We start from the raw sequence: 16,316 nt of genomic DNA on the forward strand, positions 1-16,316 counted from the left end.
CCGACCTGCCGCGCCCCGCTTCCCCCGCGTCAGCCGGGCGCGCTCGCGCGCTTCTCCGTGGACCGCCGGTCGATCGCCTCGGCGACCTCGCCGAGCACCCGCCGGATCAGCACGCCGTACCCGTCGTCGGCGAGGGCGTGCTCGTGCTCCCGCGCGGCGGTGATGTGCTCGCGCGCGGCCTCGAACGAGCCGAGCCGGCGGAAGCCGTCGGCCAGGTTGAGGTGCAGCGAGGGCCGGAACCCGGCGACGCTCAGGCTCTCGTGGTGGCGGCGGGCCCGCTCGTCGGTGAGCACCGCCGCCGCGTCGAGCGCCCGCACGTCCCACACGAGGGCCTGCGCCGGGTCGTCGTAGAGGTCGGCCAGGTGGTGGGCGAGGGTGCAGCGGTGCAGGGCGTCGCCGACCGGGCCGATCCGGTCCCAGAGGTCGTGCAGGCGGGCGCGCGCGGCGTCGGCGTCACCCGCGTGCGCGAGCGCGACGGCGGCGACGATGTCGGTCATCGTGGAATCCGTCGGCGTGGAATCCGTGGTCGCGGAATCAGTTGTCGTGGAATCAGTTGTCGCGGAATCCGTCGTCGCGGGTTCGTCCGGTGGTGCGGCGGTCATGCCGGGCCTTCCTGTGCGGTGGGTTCGGGTCGCAGGGGCATCACCAGGGTGGTGAGGTCACCGTCGTCGGCGGAGCGGACCACGACCGGCTGGTCCGGTCCCGCCAGGTCGAGCATCACCTCGGGACCGACGGCCGTGCTGATCGCCGGGTGCAGCGTGGAGAGGGCGAAGTCGATCCCGATCGGGGGGCCGGTGACGGTGGCGGGGACCGCCTCCCCCGACGAGACGGTCACCGCGGCCCCGGCCACGTCCAGCCGGACCCGGTGGTCGTGCTGCCCCTCCAGGCTGCGCACCAGCGCGTTGCGGGAGACCAGGACCCGGGTCAGCACCGGGGGCAGCGCCGCCAGCACCAGCCGGTGGTCGGGGAAGGGCTCGGCCAGGGCCCGGCACTCGCGGGCGTCGGCGTCGCCCAGGAGCAGGACGCTCCCGGACCCCGCGCCCAGCCCCAGCCCGTGCTGGCGACGCGTCCACGGCAGCACCGGCCGCAGGTCGTCGGCGTCGAGCGTGGCCGACCAGTCGGACCCGCTCGGCCGCACCGGGACCAGCGTGCGGGTCGACAGCCGGTACCGGTCGGTCGCGGTGAGCACGACGCCGTCGGCGGAGACCTCGACGTGCACGCCGTTGAGCACGGGCAGGCCCGGCTCGTGGGTCGTCGCGGTGAGGACCTGCTCGACCGCCGCGGTGAACACCGACCCGTTCACCCGCACCGACGGGACCGGCGGGGCCGGCCGCAGGAGGGCCTTGACCGCCGCGGCCGTCTCCCGCGCCCGGTGGGCCCGGTGCGCCAGGCCGGCCACGTGGTCGTCGACGATCCGGGCGGCCTCGCGGCACCCCGGGTCGAGGACCTCGGCGATCAGCTCCAGGGGCATGTCGATCTCGCGCAGCCGGCGGATCATCACCGCGCGTTCGACCTGGTCCGGCGCGTAGTAGCGGTAGCCGGACGCCTGGTCGACGCTGGCCGGCTCGACCAGGCCCGAGTCGGCGTAGAAGCGCAGCGCGCTGGTGGTCAGCCCACTGGAGCGGGCGAAGCCGCCGATGGTGAGCAGTTCGGACTTCGGCACCCGGCCATCATCGGGTTTCAGCCAACCTGAAGGTCAAGCCCTCCCGGTCCCGAGGCCGGTCCGGCGAACCCCGCAACCCGTTCACCGGCCCCGGCCTGCCCGATCACGGGGCCAGGGTCTCCTCGGTCACCGCCCACAGCCGGGTCGCGGCCTCCGGGTCCAGCGCGTGGGCCGCGACCCCGTGCCGGGGGTCGCCGATACCCGGCAGCGCCTCGTCGCAGTCCTCGAAGTACCGCCCGCCGACGCCCTCCAGCAGCGGCGAGGTGGCCAGCAGCACCGAGGTGGCCGCGCCCTGCTCCGGGGTCTTCCACTTGAAGTCGGTGGCACCGACCTGCGCCCGCAGCCGGGTCATCTCCTCCTCGGTGACGTGCCGCTGGAGGTTGGTCATGATGCCGCCGGGCATCAGGGCGTTCGCGGTGATCCCGTCGGCGGCCCACCGCCGGGTCGCCTCGATCGCGAACAGCACGTTCGCGCTCTTGCTCTGGCCGTAGGCGGACCAGGGCTCGTAGGGGCGCCGCTCGAAGTGGATGTCGTCGAACACCACGCCGGACCGGTGGTGGGCGCTGGAGCTGACCTGCACGACCCGGGCGCCCTCGGCGGCCAGGTACCGGTGCAGCCCGGTGGTCAGCGCGAAGTGCCCGAGGTGGTTGGTGGCGAACTGGAGTTCCCAGCCCTCCGGCGTGCGGGTCTCCGGCGTCGCCATGACCCCCGCGTTGTTGACCAGCAGGTGCAGCGGGCCGTCCCAGCCGGCGACGAACGCGGCCACGGACGCCTGGTCGGCCAGGTCCAGCCGCGCCACGCGCACGTCCCCGCCGATCTCCCCGGCCACCCGCTGCCCGGCGGCGGTGTCGCGCACCGCCAGGGTGACCTCCGCGCCCGCGCCCGCCAGCGCCCGCGCCGTCTCGACGCCGATGCCGGAGGAGCCGCCGGTGACCACGGCCCGCCGGCCGCCTAGGTCGATGCCCGAGACGACCTCCGCCGCGGTCGAGTCCGCACCGAACGGTGTGGTGATGCGCTCGCTCATGTTCTGCTCCGCCTGTCGTCCGTTGTCGTCGGTTGTCGTTGGTTGTCGTTCGTCGTCGTACGTGGCCTTACACTGAAGCGGAGGGCCCTCCGGTACTTCCAACCTAACCGGAGGCTCCTCCGTTTTCATGGTGATACACGTCACCCCGAGCACGAGGAGGCACGGTGTCGCGTCCGTTGCGCGCCGACGCCCGGCGCAACCGGGACCGCCTGCTGGCCACCGCGCTGGAGGCGTTCTCGACCGAGGGCGCGGACGTGGCGCTGGAGTCGGTCGCCAAGCGCGCCGGTGTGGGCATCGGCACCCTCTACCGCCACTTCCCCACCCGTGAGGCGCTGGTGGAGGCGGTCTACCGCAACGAGCTGGGCAAGCTGTGCGACGCCGTGCCCGAACTGCTCGACACCCTGCCGCCGGACCGGGCGACCAGGGTGTGGATGGACCGGTTCGTCGACTACACGGCCACCAAGCACGGCATGGCCGACGCCCTGCGCGCGGTCGTCGCCTCCGGCTCGGACCCGTACTCGGAGAGCCGTGACCTCCTGGTCGGCGCCATGGGCAGGCTGCTGGCGGCGATGGGCCGGACCGACCTGGAGCCGACCGACGTGCTGGTCACCATCAGCGGCATCGCCGGCGCGGCGACCCAGCTGGGCGACCCCGGCGGGATGCTCGACCTGGTCCTGGACGGCCTCCGCTACCGCCCCTGACCGGCGCTCCACCTCAAACCCCCACACCCACCCCCACCACCCCGCCACACTGGTGCGGACCACGACCGAAGGAGGCCGCATGTCCAAGCTCCCCCCTCACCGGTTCGCCGGCGGGACCGCCGTCCTCACGGGCGCCGCGAGCGGCATGGGCGAGCAGATGGCGTACGGCCTGGCCAGGCGGGGCAGCCACCTCGTCCTGATCGACCGGGACGCCGAGCGGCTGGCCGAGGTCGCCGGCCGGATCCGGGGCGTCCGGGTCGACCCGGTGGTGGCCGACCTGTCCGACGTGTCCGGCTTGGACGCACTCGCCGCCGACGTGCTCGCCCGGCACCCGCGCCCCACCCTGCTGATCAACAACGCCGGTGTCGCCCTGGGCGGCACCTTCGACCAGGTCGGCGCCGAGGAGTTCGACTGGGTGCTGGACGTCAACTTCCGCGCCCCGGTCGCGCTCACCCGGCTGTTCCTGCCCAGCCTGCTGGAGTCGCCGGGCAGCCACGTGGTGAACGTATCCAGCCTGTTCGGGCTGATCGCCCCGCCCGGCCAGACCGCGTACTCCGCCAGCAAGTTCGCGCTGCGCGGCTTCACCGAGGCGCTGCGGCACGAGCTGGCCGACCGGGGCGTCGGCGTGACCAGCGTCCACCCCGGCGGCATCCGCACCCGGATCGCCGAGACCGCGCGCGTGGCGAGCGGCGCGAACGCGGCCGAGGCGGCGGAGGGCAGGGCGAGCTTCGCCAAGCTGCTCACCTACCCCGCCGACAAGGCGGCCGAGCAGATCCTCACCGGCGTGCGGAAGCGCAGGGGACGCGTGCTGATCGCGTGGAGCGCCGTGGCCCCGGACGTCCTGGCCCGCCTGTTCCCCACCTCGTACATGACCGTGGTCAACCGCTTCAAGCGTTGACCAACCGCGCGAGTCGTACCTCCAGACCCCGCGAGTCGTACGCCCAGACCCCCCGAGTTACACGTTCAGAACACGTCCAGCCCGCGAGTCGAACCCTCACGCCCACCGTGTCGAACGCTCAGCCCGCGCGAGTCGAACGCTCAGGACCCCCGAGTTCCACGTTCAGGTCAGCCGACGGACCCCGCGTGCCGGACCCACTCCCGGTGGAACCCCCGGACGTGCCGGGTCACCCGCTCCGCCGCCAGCTCGGCGTCCCCCGCCCGCAGCGCCCGCAGGATGCCCCGGTGCTCGCGGCGCAGCCGCACGGCCGTGCGCGACCAGTCCGGCAACGCCCGCACCGCGTCCAGCACCGTCCGGTGGATCGCGTCGCGCAGGGCGGCCATGACGGCGGTGTTGACGGCGTTGCCCGCCGCCGCCGTGAGCGCCACGTGGAAGTCCGCGTCCAGCAGGTGGAACGCGTCCGCGTCGAGGTCCGGCGCGTCCATGCGCACCAGCAGGTCGGCGGCCCGCACCAGCTCGGGGTGGTCGGGCGTCGCGGCCGCGGCCCGCACCGCGTGGCTCTCGATCATCACCCGCGTGTCCACCAGGTCCGCCATGGGCAACCGGCGCGTGGCCAGGTGCAGCCGCAGCGCCGACCCGAGGCCGCCCGCCGGGTCCGCGATCACCGTCGTCCCCGCGTCGGGCCCCGAGCCGACGCCGCTGCGCACCACGCCCATCGCCTGGAGCACCCGGATCGCCTCGCGCACGGTCGCCCGGCTGACCCCCAGCCCCTCGGCCAGCCGGCGCTCCCCGGGCAGCTGCTGCCCGACGCCGAGCCGGCCCGCGGTCAGCTCCGACTCCACGTGCCGCAGCACCGCGTCGTACCCGGACACCGCACACCTCCTGTGGTCAGACCACACCCTGGTGTGGTCTGACCACAGAGCCTAGACTCCGCGGACGTGAGAGTCGCGCTGTTCGTCACGTGCCTGGTCGACGGCCTGTTCCCGGACGTCGGCAAGGCCACCGTCCGGCTGCTGGAACGGCTCGGCCACGAGGTGGTCGTGCCACCGGCCCAGGCGTGCTGCGGCCAGATGCACATCAACACCGGCTACGCGGGCCAGGCGCTGCCGATCGTGCGCAACCACGTGAAAGCCTTCGAGCACGCCGAGGTGGTCGTCGTGCCGTCCGGTTCGTGCGCGGGTTCGGTGCGCCACCAGCACGCCGCGGTCGCCCGCGAGCACGGTGACGCGGGGCTCGCCGACGCCGCCGAGGACACCGCCAGGCGCACCTACGAGCTGTCGGAGTTCCTGGTGGACGTCCTCGGCGTCACCGACGTCGGCGCGTACTTCCCGCACCGCGTCACCTACCACCCCACGTGCCACTCGCTGCGCGTGCTGGGGGTGGGCGACCGCCCGCTGCGGTTGCTGGAGGCCGTGGAGGGCATCGACCTGGTCGAGCTGCCCGCCGCGGAGACGTGCTGCGGTTTCGGCGGCACGTTCGCGCTGAAGAACGCCGACACCTCCACCGCCATGCTGGCCGACAAGATGAGCAACGTCATCAGCACCCGCGCGGGCGTCCTCACCGCCGGCGACTCGTCCTGCCTGATGCACATCGGCGGCGGCCTGAGCAGGCTGCGCGGCGGCGTCCGCCCGCTGCACCTCGCCCAGATCCTGGAGCACACGCGATGAGCACGTTCCTGGGCCTGCCCACCGGCCGCGGCAACCTGACCGGCCCGCCGTTCCCCGAGGCGGCCCGCGAGGCGCTCGGCAACGCGCAGCTGCGCCGCAACCTCGCCAAGGCCACCTCCACGATCCGGGCCAAGCGCGCGGCCGTCGTGGGCGAGCTGCCGGACTGGGCCGAGCTGCGCGCGGCGGGCGCGGCGATCAAGGACGACGTGCTGGCCAACCTGGACGAGTACCTCGTGCGGTTCGAGGAGGCGTTGACCGCGCGTGGCACCCACGTGCACTGGGCGCGCGACGCCGACGAGGCCAACCGGATCGTCACCGACCTCGTCACCGCGACCGGCACCGGCGAGGTGATCAAGGTCAAGTCCATGGCCACCGCCGAGATCGGCCTCAACGAGGCCCTGGCGGAGGCGGGCGTGCACGCCGTCGAGACCGACCTGGCGGAGCTGATCGTGCAGCTGGGCCACGACCGGCCGAGCCACATCCTGGTGCCCGCGATCCACCGGGGCCGGGCGGAGATCCGGGAGATCTTCCGGCGTGGGATGCCCGGCGTGGACCCGGACCTGACCGCCGACCCGCGGGCCCTGGCCGAGGCGGCGCGCGCGCACCTGCGGCGGAAGTTCCTCACCGTGGACGTGGCCGTCTCGGGCGCGAACTTCGGCATCGCGGACACCGGGTCGCTGGTGGTGGTCGAGTCCGAGGGCAACGGCCGGATGTGCCTGACGCTGCCGCGGACGCTGATCAGCGTGGTCGGCATCGAGAAGCTGCTGCCGTCGTGGCGGGACCTGGAGGTGTTCCTCCAGCTGCTGCCCCGGTCGTCCACGGGCGAGCGGATGAACCCGTACACGTCGGTGTGGACCGGCCCCACCGAGGGGCAGACGAGCCACGTGGTGCTGGTGGACAACGGCCGCACGGCCACGCTCGCCGACCCCGGCGGGCGGGCGGCGCTGCGGTGCATCCGCTGCTCGGCGTGCCTGAACTCGTGCCCGGTGTACGAGCGCACGGGCGGTCACGCGTACGGCTCGACCTACCCCGGTCCGATCGGCGCGGTGCTGTCGCCGCAGCTGACCGGCGTGGCGCGGAACCCGACGCTGCCGTTCGCCTCGTCGCTGTGCGGGGTCTGCTACGACGTGTGCCCGGTGGCGATCGACATCCCGTCGATGCTGGTGCACCTGCGGGGCCGGGTGGTCGAGTCCCGGCGCGCCACGCCCGAGTCGACCGCGATGCGCGCCCTGGCGTGGGCGATGTCGGACGGGCGGCGGTGGCGGCGGTTCGCGCGGCTGGGGCGGTTCGGGCGGGCGGCGAGCAGGCACGTGCCGCTGCCGGGGTGGTCGACGGCCCGCGACCTGCCGCAGCCGCCGCGGCAGACGTTCCGCGACTGGTGGGAGGACCGGTGAACGCGCGTGACGAGGTGCTGGCCCGGGTCCGGCGGGCCAAGGGCGGCGCGGTCGGCCCGGTGCCCCGGGAGTACCGGGCGGCGGGCTCGCGGGGGCCCGGTGACGTGGACCTGTTCGCCGAGCGCCTGCGGGACTACCGGGCGCGGGTGCGCGTGGTGCCCGCGGCGGAGCTGGGCGAGGCCGTCGCGACCGCCCTGCGCGACCGCGGCGCGCGGCGGGTCGTGGCCGCGCCCGGCGTGCCCCTGGACTGGGCGCCCGACGCCACCCGCGCGCCGGTGGACGTGGACGCCCTCGAACGCGCCGACGCCGTGCTCACCGCGTGCCACGTCGCCGTCGCCGAGACCGGCACGATCGTCCTGGACCACGCCGCCGCCGACCAGGGGCCCCGCGCGCTGACCCTGGTGCCCGACTACCACCTGGTGGTGGTCCGGGCCGACCAGGTGGTGGCCGGTGTGCCCGACGCGGTGGCCGCCCTGGCGGGTGTGGCCACCCAGACGTGGATCAGCGGGCCGTCGGCGACCAGCGACATCGAACTGGAGCGCGTCGAGGGCGTCCACGGGCCCCGCACCCTCGAAGTGGTGATCGCCCTGTGATCACGGTGCGTGACCATGCGCGAATGTGGAATTCGGGGGTCCTGGACGTACGACACGGTCGGTCTGAGCGTACGACTCGCGTGGATGGGCTGGGATGTTCCAGGGGGTGGGAGGAAGTGTCCGGAATCGTGAGGAGCGCTACCATCGCACGTGCGGTCGAGAGGCGCTGCAACGGGTGACTAGCCCGCCACGCTCGGTCGCGAGCAACGGTGAAGGGCGCCTCCCAGGAGACCACGGGAGGCTTCGTGTCGGAAAACGCCCTGCGGGAGTTGCTGGACCAGCGCGTCGCCGTGCTCGACGGCGCGTGGGGCACGATGCTCCAGTCCGCCGGCCTCTCCCCCGCCGACTACCGCGGTGACCTGCTCGGCGACCACCCGCACGACGTCACCGGCGACCCGGACCTGCTCAACATCACCCGCCCGGACGTCATCCTCGACGTGCACCGCCGCTACCTGGCCGCGGGCGCGGACATCACCACCACCAACACCTTCACCGCGACGGGCATCGCCCAGGCCGACTACGGCCTGGAGGAGCACGTCCGCGAGATGAACCTGAGCGGCGCGCGGCTGGCCCGCCAGGCCGCCGACGAGGTGGGCGGCCGGTTCGTCGCCGGCTCCGTCGGCCCGCTCAACGTCACCCTCTCGCTCTCGCCGCGCGTCGACGACCCGGCCTTCCGCACGGTCGACTTCGACCGGGTCCAGGCCACCTACGCCGAGCAGATCGGCGCGCTCGCCGAGGGCGGCGTGGACCTGCTGCTCATCGAGACGATCTTCGACACGCTCAACGCCAAGGCCGCCGTGGCCGCCGCCCGCGAGGTCGCGCCCCACCTGCCGCTGTGGATCTCGGTCACCATCGTCGACCTGAGCGGCCGCACGCTGTCCGGTCAGACGGTCGAGGCGTTCTGGAACTCCGTCGCCCACGCCGACCCGCTGGTGGTGGGCGTGAACTGCTCGCTGGGCGCGGCCGAGATGCGCCCGCACGTCGTGGAACTGGCCCGCCTCGCGGGCACCTACACCGCCAGCCACCCCAACGCGGGCCTGCCCAACGCGTTCGGCGGCTACGACCAGACCCCGGAGGAGACCGCCGAGCTGCTGCGCGGCTTCGCCGAGGAGGGCGCGGTCAACGTCGTCGGCGGGTGCTGCGGCACCACCCCCGAGCACGTCGCGGAGATCGCGCGGGCGGTCCGGGGCGCGGCGCCGCGCCCGGTGCCCCGCATCGGGAACCGCACCCGGTTCAGCGGCCTGGAGCCGTTCGAGATCGGTCCGGACACCGGGTTCGTGATGATCGGCGAGCGCACCAACGTGACGGGCTCGGCGAAGTTCCGCAGGCTGATCGAGTCCGACGACCACCAGGGCGCGGTGACCGTGGCGCTGGAGCAGGTGCGCGGCGGCGCGAACCTGCTGGACGTCAACATGGACGCCGACCTGCTCGACAGCGAGCGGGCGATGACCACGTTCCTCAACCTGATCGCCACCGAGCCGGAGATCGCCCGCGTGCCGGTGATGGTCGACAGCTCCCGGTGGAGCGTGCTGGAAGCCGGGCTGAAGTGCGTGCAGGGCAAGGGCGTGGTCAACTCGATCAGCCTCAAGGAGGGCGAGGAGCCGTTCCTGGCCCAGGCCCGCCGCATCCGCGACTTCGGCGCGGGCGTGGTGGTGATGGCGTTCGACGAGAAGGGCCAGGCCGACACCGCCGAGCGCAAGGTGGAGATCTGCGCCCGCGCCTACGACCTGCTCACCCGGGAGGCCGGTTTCCCGGCCGAGGACATCATCTTCGACCCGAACGTGCTGGCGGTCGCCACCGGCATCCCCGAGCACAACGGCTACGCCAGGGCGTTCCTGGACGCGATCCCGCGGATCAAGGAGCGCTGCCCGGGGGCGCGGATCAGCGGCGGCATCTCGAACCTGTCGTTCTCCTTCCGCGGCAACGACACCGTGCGCGAGGCCATGCACTCGGCGTTCCTGTTCCACGGCGTGCGCGCGGGCCTGGACATGGGCATCGTCAACGCCGGTCAGCTCGCGGTCTACCAGGACATCCCGGCCGAGCTGCTGGAGCTGGTCGAGGACGTGCTGTTCGACCGCCGCCCCGACGCCACCGACCGGCTGGTGTCCTTCGCCGAGGGGGTGGCGGGGAAGGGCACCAAGCGCACCGTGGACCTGTCGTGGCGCGAGGGCCCGGTGGCCGAGCGCCTGTCGCACGCCCTGGTGCACGGCATCGTGGACTTCATCGTGGACGACACCGAGGAGGCGCGCCTCCAGGCGAAGCGCCCGCTGGACGTCATCGAGGGCCCGCTGATGGACGGGATGAAGGTCGTCGGCGACCTGTTCGGCTCGGGCCGGATGTTCCTGCCGCAGGTGGTCAAGAGCGCGCGCGTGATGAAGCGGGCGGTCGCGCACCTGGAGCCGTTCATGGACGCGGAGAGGGAGGCCGCGGGGGGCGACCCCGGCGCGCCGCGCGGCAACGGCAAGGTCGTGCTGGCCACGGTCAAGGGCGACGTGCACGACATCGGCAAGAACATCGTCGGCGTGGTGCTGGGCTGCAACAACTACGAGGTCGTCGACCTGGGCGTGATGGTGCCCGCGGCGAAGATCCTGGACACCGCGGTCATCGAGGGCGCGGACGTGGTGGGGCTGTCCGGCCTGATCACGCCGTCGCTGGACGAGATGGTGGCGGTGGCGGCGGAGATGCAGCGGCGCGGGCTGAAGCTGCCGCTGCTGATCGGCGGCGCGACCACGTCCCGGCAGCACACCGCGGTCCGCATCGCCCCCGCCTACGACGAGCCCACGGTGCACGTGCTCGACGCGTCGCGGGTGACCGGCGTGGTGTCGGCGCTGCTGGACCGGGACCGGGCCGAGGAGCTGGCCGCGGCCAACCGGGTCGAGCAGCAGCGGCTGCGCGAGGAGCACGAGACCCGGCACAGCACGCCCCTGCTGACCGTCGAGCAGGCCCGCGCCAACGCCGAGGACGTGCCGTTCGACGAGCTGCCGACGCCGGCGTTCACCGGGGTGCGCGTGGTCGAGCCGAGCCTGGCCGAGCTGCGCGGGATGATCGACTGGACGTTCTTCTTCCTGGCCTGGGAACTCAAGGGCAAGTACCCGAAGGTGTTGGAGAACCCGGCCGCGCGGGAGCTGTTCGACGACGCCAACGCGATGCTGGACCAGGTCGTCGCGGACGGCTCGCTGCGGGCCCGGGGCGTGTACGGCTTCTGGCCCGCGCACGCCGAGGGCGACGACGTCGTGGTGGACGGCGTCCGGCTGCCGATGCTGCGCCAGCAGACGCGCAAGCCGCCGAGCCGCCCCAACCGCTGCCTGGCCGACTACGTGGCGCCGGAGGGCGACCACCTGGGCGGGTTCGCCGTGTCGATCCACGGCGCGGAGGAGCTGGCGGCGGCGTACGAGGCCGAGTACGACGACTACCGGTCGATCATGGTCAAGGCGCTGGCCGACCGGCTGGCCGAGGCGTTCGCCGAGCACGTCCACCTGCGGGTCCGGCGCGAGTGGTTCGAGCCGGACGCCGACCCGGCGCTGGAGGACCTGCACGCGGAGCGCTTCCGCGGCATCCGGCCCGCGTTCGGCTACCCGGCCAGCCCGGACCACAGCGAGAAGCGGGAGCTGTTCGCGCTGCTGGGTGCCGAGGAGCAGGGCACCGAGCTGACCGACTCGTTCGCCATGACGCCGGCGGCCAGCGTGAGCGGGTTGATCTTCGCGCACCCGGACTCCCGGTACTTCACGGTGGGCCGGATCGGGCGCGACCAGGTCGAGGACTACGCGCGCCGGCGGGGTGTACCGCTGTCGGAGGCCGAGCGCTGGCTGCGCCCGAACCTGGCCTACGAGCCGGAGGTCGAGGCGAAGGTCTGAGGTGGCGGCCTGAGCCTGGGGTCTGAGGCGGCCTGAACCCGAGGTTTGGGCCGGCGGCCTGAGGCGGCGCCGGCCCGCGCGGCGACGGGTCCCGCCCGGGGTAAATCGTTTTCCACGGCCCTGATGAGCGGTTTCCACCGCTCTGGTAAATCGTTTTCCACGGCGACGGGCCCCGCCCGGTTACCCGGACGGGGCCCGTCGTCGGACCGCCTCAGACGGTGACCGGCTCGCGCTCGTCCACCCGGGGCTCCGCCCGCTTCGCCGCCTTGCGCTCCTTGCGCCCCTCGACCATCGAGTACAGCGTGGGCACCAGCACGAGCGTCAGCAGCGTGGAGCTGATCAGGCCGCCGATCACCACGATCGCCAGCGGCTTGCCGATGAACGCGCCCTCGCCGGTGATGCCCAGCGCCATCGGCAGCAGCGCGAAGATCGTCGCCGCGGCGGTCATCAGGATCGGCCGCAACCGCCGCCGACCGCCCTCGACCACGGCCTCGCGCACCGGCATCCCGTCCCGCCGGTACTGGTTGACCAGGTCGATCAGCACGATCGCGTTGGTCACCACGATGCCGACGAGCATCAGCATCCCGATCAGCGCGGGCAGGCCGAGCGGCGTGCCGGTGAGCAGCAGCAGGCCGATCGCGCCGGTCGCCGCGAACGGGATCGACACCAGCAGGATCAGCGGCTGCACCAGGCTGCGGAACGTGGCCACCATGATCAGGAACACGATCGCGATGGCCGCGAGCATGGCCAGGCCCAGGTCGGCGAACGTCTCGGCCTGGTCGGCGCTCACGCCACCGATCCGGTAGGACGCCCCGCCGGGCAGGTCGAGCCCCTCCAGCCGTGAGGTCAGGTCGGCGGTCACCGCGCCCAGGTCCGACCCGGTGGCCTTGGCCGACACGGTGGTGCTGCGCGCGCCGTCGGTGCGCCGCACCTGCACCGGACCGTCCACCACGGACACCTCGGCGACCTGGCCGAGCGCGACGCCTCCGGGCAGCGGCAGGGCGCGCAGCGCCTCCACGTCGCCCGGGACGGCGCCGGTGCGCAGCACGACCCGCTGCGGTCGCCCGTCGACCGGCAGCTCGGCCACCGGCACGCCGCGCAGCGCCTGCGCCGCGAACTGGCCGATGCTCTGGCTGCTCAGGCCGCGCGCGGCGGCCGCGTCCTGGTCGACGGTGACCTGCACGCGCGGCGCGCTGACGCCCAGGTCGTTGGTCACCTCGCCCACGCCCGAGACGCCCGAGACGGCCGCCTGGACCCGGTCGGCCGCGTCGCGCAGGGTGTCCGCGTCGGACGCGGTGACCAGCACGTCGATGCTGTCGGAGGCGAACCCGGCGGCGGCCGCGCCGAAGGTGACCTCACCGGTGCCCGGCGTGCCCGCCAACCGCTCGGTGAGCCGGTCCTGCAACGCCTCCAGGTCGGTGCCCTCGCGCACGGTGGCGTTCACCGAGGTGTCACCGCTGCCGCCGAACCCGAACGCGGCCAGGCTGTTGTCCGTGCCGATGGTGACCTGGTAGGTCTCGACCTCGTCGGTCTCGGCGAGCACGCCCTCCAGCTCGCGGGCGGCGTCGTCGCGGGCGGCCAGGCTGGTGCCGGGCGGCATCTTCTGGCTGCCCTGGAGCGCGGTGCCGCCGGAGTTGTCGATGAAGTTGGTCTCCAGCGTCCCGGCCAGGCCGAGCGTGCCGCCGAAGATGAACACCGCGAGCACCAGCGTGAGCCAGCGGCGGGTGGTGGCGAACCGCAGCACCGGCACGTAGGCGCGTTGCAGCGGGCTGCGCCGCTCCTTGTCCAGCGCCGCCTGCCGGGCCCGCTCGGCGGCCTCGGGGTCCTCCGGCACGGCGGGGGGCTTGAGGAACCAGAACGCGAGCACCGGCACGATCGTCAGCGACACCAGCAGCGAGGCCAGCAGCGCCACGGTGACCGTGATGGAGAACGGCCCGAACAGCTCGCCGGCGATGCCGCCGACGAACGCGATCGGCAGGAACACCGCGACCGTGGTGAGCGTGGACGCGGTCACCGCGCCCGCCACCTCGCGCGTGCCGTCGAGCACGGCGCGCTGCTTGTCCTCGCCGTAGCCGAGGTGGCGCTTGATGTTCTCCAGCACCACGATCGAGTCATCGACCACCCGGCCCACCGCGATGGTCAGCGCGCCGAGGGTGAGCAGGTTCAGCGACAGGTCGCCGGTGTAGAGGGCGATCAGCGCGACCACCACGGACAGCGGGATGGACACCGCCGTGACCAGGGTGGACCGCACGGACAGCAGGAACAGCAGGATCACCAGGACCGCGAACAGCAGGCCCAGCAGACCCTCGGTGGTCAGGCCGCTGATGGCCTTCTCCACCTCCGGCCCCTGGTCGAAGGCGACGGTGAGCCGCGAGCCCGCGGCCTCGCCCAGCTCGTCGAGCCGGTCGCGCACGGCGCGGGAGATCTCGACCGCGTTGCCGTCGGCGTTCATGGTGACGGTGACGCCGAGGGTGGGCTCGCCGTCGGTGCGGGTCAGCACGGTCGCGGCGGCGGGCGCGGACTCCACGCGCGCCACGTCGCCGAGCGCGACCGGACCGCCGGGCGAGGTCAGGGGCAGGCTCCGCAGGTCGTCGACCGAGGTGACGGGGCCGCCGACCTGCACGGTCAGCGTCTTGTCCGCCTCGGGCACGGTGCCCGCCGGTACCGCGGCGCCGGCCGAGGCCAGGGCGGCGGTCAGGGCCTGCGGGTCGACGCGGGCGGCGCCCAGGCGGGCGTAGTCGACGGTGACGGTGATCTCGCGCTCGCGCTCACCGCTGACGGCGGCCTCGCGGACGCCGGGAACGGCCTCCAGCTCGGGCACGACCTCGGCGCGCAGGCGCGCGGCGGTGGCGATGTCGTCGTCACCGGAGGTCGCGGCGAGCGCGACGACCGGGATGTCGTCGGTGCCGCCCTGGGCCACGGTGGGGTCGACGCCCTCGGGCAGGCGCGGCCCGAGCCGGTTGACCGCCTGCTGCATCTGCGCGACGGCGGCGTCGATGTCGGTGCCGTAGGTGAACATCACCTGGACGGTGGCGGAGCTCTCCTGCGAGCGGGTGATCACCTCCTCGACCCCGTCGACGCCGCGCACGGCGGCCTGGATCGGCCCCGCGACCTGGCTGTCCACCAGGTCCGGGGAGGCGCCCGGGTACGGCGCGACGACCACCGCGGCGGGCAGCTCGATGGAGGGGAACAGCTGCTGCTTGATCGAGGGCAGCGTCAGCACGCCGAAACCGATGACGACGAGGCTGAGCAGCCCGACGAGACCTCGGTTGGCCAGGCTGAGCCGAGCCAGCACGGACATCTTGGGCATCTCCTTGGTGGGCGGACCGGCCGGCGCGTCCTCGCGCGCGGTCCGCGGGTCGGTGCGCGAACGCTCGCACACCCCGGCTGAGAACGGGCTCAGGGTCGAACCGTTCCCATCCTCGTGACCTGCGGGAATTCCCGTCACCCAATCGTGCGCACGCGCGAGTGATCTTCATCACGGAGGTCGGGGACGCGAGCGCGTCCCCGACCCCGTGGTCCGCGGCGGTGTGCCCTGCCAGACACCCGAGGTCGATTTCGGCCCCGCCGCGGACCCGCCGGCCGAGGTCCGGCCCCCGACCGCCGACTGCATTACGCGGGCGACCCGGGATCGGTTCAGCGCGCCGGGGTCAGCGCGCCGGGGTCAGCGCGTCCGGTTCAGCGCGTCCGGTTCAGCGCGTCCGGTCGGTGTGCCGCAGCCACAGCAGGCCCAGGACGGGCAGCACGAGCGGGACGAACAGGTAACCGCTGCCGAAGCCCGACCAGACCGTGGCGTCCGGGAACGCCTCCCGGAACACCAGGCTCGCCGCGCCGACCAGCAGCACCCCGGCCAGCTCGACCCCGCAGGCGAGGTAGGCCAGCCCCCGGGGCACCGCGCCCGCCAGCGCGACCGTCGCCACCACGTAGACCACGGCCGCGAACGCCGACAGCAGGTAGGCCAGCGGCGCCTGGTCGAAGCGCGTGGCCAGCTGCACGGCCGAGCGCGAGGTGGCCGCCAGCGCGAAGATCGCGTAGACCGCGATCAGCATCCGGCCCGGACCCGACCGCGTGGTCTCCGCCAGCGCGTCACCCATGGCCGGCCCACAGCTGGTTGAGCCGCAGCACCATCACCGGCACGCTCAGGCACGCGACGGCCAGCACCCCCGCACCCCACCGCGACCGCTCGGCCAGGGACCAGAACGCGCCCAGCGGCAGCACCACCGCCACGCCGACCAGGTAGCCGAGGAAGGTGGGCACGTCGAGTTCCCGATCGGTGCCGACCACGTTCACGACGCCGGCGACGAGCTGCGCCAGCAGGCCGACCTCCAGCAGCACGACCACGCCGGCCAGGCCGAGGGTGGGCTTGGTGGCGAGCGTGATGGGCCGGTCGGCGACGGCCAGCACGAGCGACCACACGGCCGCGACGAGGGCCACGACCACCAGCGCGGTCGCGAGGACTTCGATCATCGGGTCTTCCCGGGGTGGTGGACCACCCGGGCAACCTACCCCGCGCGGGAGAGGG

General features: G+C 73.7%; 13 protein-coding genes. 6 read left to right on the forward strand and 7 right to left on the reverse strand.

Annotated features, from left to right (window positions below):
• Positions 1-29 precede the first annotated feature (29 nt).
• The 3 genes from ACFP3R_RS11455 to ACFP3R_RS11465 all read right to left on the reverse strand — a co-directional run bounded on the left by ACFP3R_RS11455 (position 30) and on the right by ACFP3R_RS11465 (position 2,687).
• Entirely contained in the window at positions 30-497 is a 468-nt protein-coding gene (locus ACFP3R_RS11455; RefSeq protein WP_380635333.1) for a hypothetical protein, read from the reverse strand.
• A gap of 101 nt (positions 498-598) precedes the next feature.
• On the reverse strand, positions 599-1,663 hold the full coding sequence (locus ACFP3R_RS11460; protein ID WP_380635334.1) for a DNA polymerase III subunit beta family protein: 1,065 nt from the start codon (positions 1,661-1,663) through the stop codon (positions 599-601).
• A gap of 103 nt (positions 1,664-1,766) precedes the next feature.
• Positions 1,767-2,687, reverse strand: coding sequence for an SDR family NAD(P)-dependent oxidoreductase (locus tag ACFP3R_RS11465; protein ID WP_380635335.1), 921 nt, complete (start codon positions 2,685-2,687; stop codon positions 1,767-1,769).
• Between the two features lie 164 nt (positions 2,688-2,851).
• Between ACFP3R_RS11465 and ACFP3R_RS11470 the strand changes: the two genes are divergently transcribed.
• Positions 2,852-3,388, forward strand: a complete 537-nt coding sequence (locus ACFP3R_RS11470) for a TetR/AcrR family transcriptional regulator (RefSeq protein ID WP_380635336.1) — start codon at positions 2,852-2,854, stop codon at positions 3,386-3,388.
• Between the two features lie 79 nt (positions 3,389-3,467).
• Positions 3,468-4,286, forward strand: coding sequence for an SDR family NAD(P)-dependent oxidoreductase (locus tag ACFP3R_RS11475; protein WP_380635338.1), 819 nt, complete (start codon positions 3,468-3,470; stop codon positions 4,284-4,286).
• A gap of 167 nt (positions 4,287-4,453) precedes the next feature.
• Here ACFP3R_RS11475 and ACFP3R_RS11480 read toward each other — a convergent pair whose 3' ends face one another.
• Positions 4,454-5,158, reverse strand: coding sequence for a FadR/GntR family transcriptional regulator (locus ACFP3R_RS11480; protein ID WP_380635339.1), 705 nt, complete (start codon positions 5,156-5,158; stop codon positions 4,454-4,456).
• A 66-nt stretch (positions 5,159-5,224) separates the two neighbouring features.
• Here ACFP3R_RS11480 and ACFP3R_RS11485 point away from each other — a divergent pair, with 66 nt between their 5' ends.
• From ACFP3R_RS11485 to metH, 4 genes are all read left to right on the forward strand, one after another.
• The gene (locus ACFP3R_RS11485) at positions 5,225-5,953 is read left to right on the forward strand and encodes a (Fe-S)-binding protein (protein WP_380635341.1); all 729 of its coding nucleotides are present in this window, start codon (positions 5,225-5,227) and stop codon (positions 5,951-5,953) included.
• Positions 5,950-7,347 carry a LutB/LldF family L-lactate oxidation iron-sulfur protein gene (locus tag ACFP3R_RS11490; RefSeq protein ID WP_380635343.1) on the forward strand — a complete coding sequence of 466 codons (1,398 nt, stop codon included), beginning with the start codon at positions 5,950-5,952 and terminating at the stop codon, positions 7,345-7,347. Before ACFP3R_RS11485 ends, ACFP3R_RS11490 begins: the two co-directional genes overlap by 4 nt.
• A complete protein-coding gene (locus ACFP3R_RS11495) occupies positions 7,344-7,940 on the forward strand; it encodes a LutC/YkgG family protein (RefSeq protein ID WP_380635344.1) in 597 nt (198 codons plus the stop codon). Before ACFP3R_RS11490 ends, ACFP3R_RS11495 begins: the two co-directional genes overlap by 4 nt.
• A 245-nt stretch (positions 7,941-8,185) precedes the next feature.
• Positions 8,186-11,794: a methionine synthase gene (metH, locus tag ACFP3R_RS11500; RefSeq protein WP_380635346.1), complete on the forward strand. Its 3,609-nt coding sequence runs from the start codon at positions 8,186-8,188 to the stop codon at positions 11,792-11,794.
• A gap of 211 nt (positions 11,795-12,005) precedes the next feature.
• On the opposite strand, the gene ACFP3R_RS11505 is transcribed toward metH, so the two are convergent.
• From ACFP3R_RS11505 to ACFP3R_RS11515, 3 genes are all read right to left on the reverse strand, one after another.
• The gene (locus ACFP3R_RS11505; RefSeq protein ID WP_380635347.1) at positions 12,006-15,095 is read right to left on the reverse strand and encodes an efflux RND transporter permease subunit; all 3,090 of its coding nucleotides are present in this window, start codon (positions 15,093-15,095) and stop codon (positions 12,006-12,008) included.
• 391 nt (positions 15,096-15,486) lie between these two features.
• Positions 15,487-15,888 carry a hypothetical protein gene (locus ACFP3R_RS11510; RefSeq protein ID WP_380635348.1) on the reverse strand — a complete coding sequence of 134 codons (402 nt, stop codon included), beginning with the start codon at positions 15,886-15,888 and terminating at the stop codon, positions 15,487-15,489.
• The gene (locus ACFP3R_RS11515) at positions 15,881-16,261 is read right to left on the reverse strand and encodes a hypothetical protein (protein WP_380635350.1); all 381 of its coding nucleotides are present in this window, start codon (positions 16,259-16,261) and stop codon (positions 15,881-15,883) included. Before ACFP3R_RS11515 ends, ACFP3R_RS11510 begins: the two co-directional genes overlap by 8 nt.
• Positions 16,262-16,316 lie beyond the last annotated feature (55 nt).

It is taken from the genome of Saccharothrix lopnurensis, from assembly GCF_042658445.1.
Lineage (GTDB): Bacteria > Actinomycetota > Actinomycetes > Mycobacteriales > Pseudonocardiaceae > Actinosynnema > Actinosynnema lopnurensis.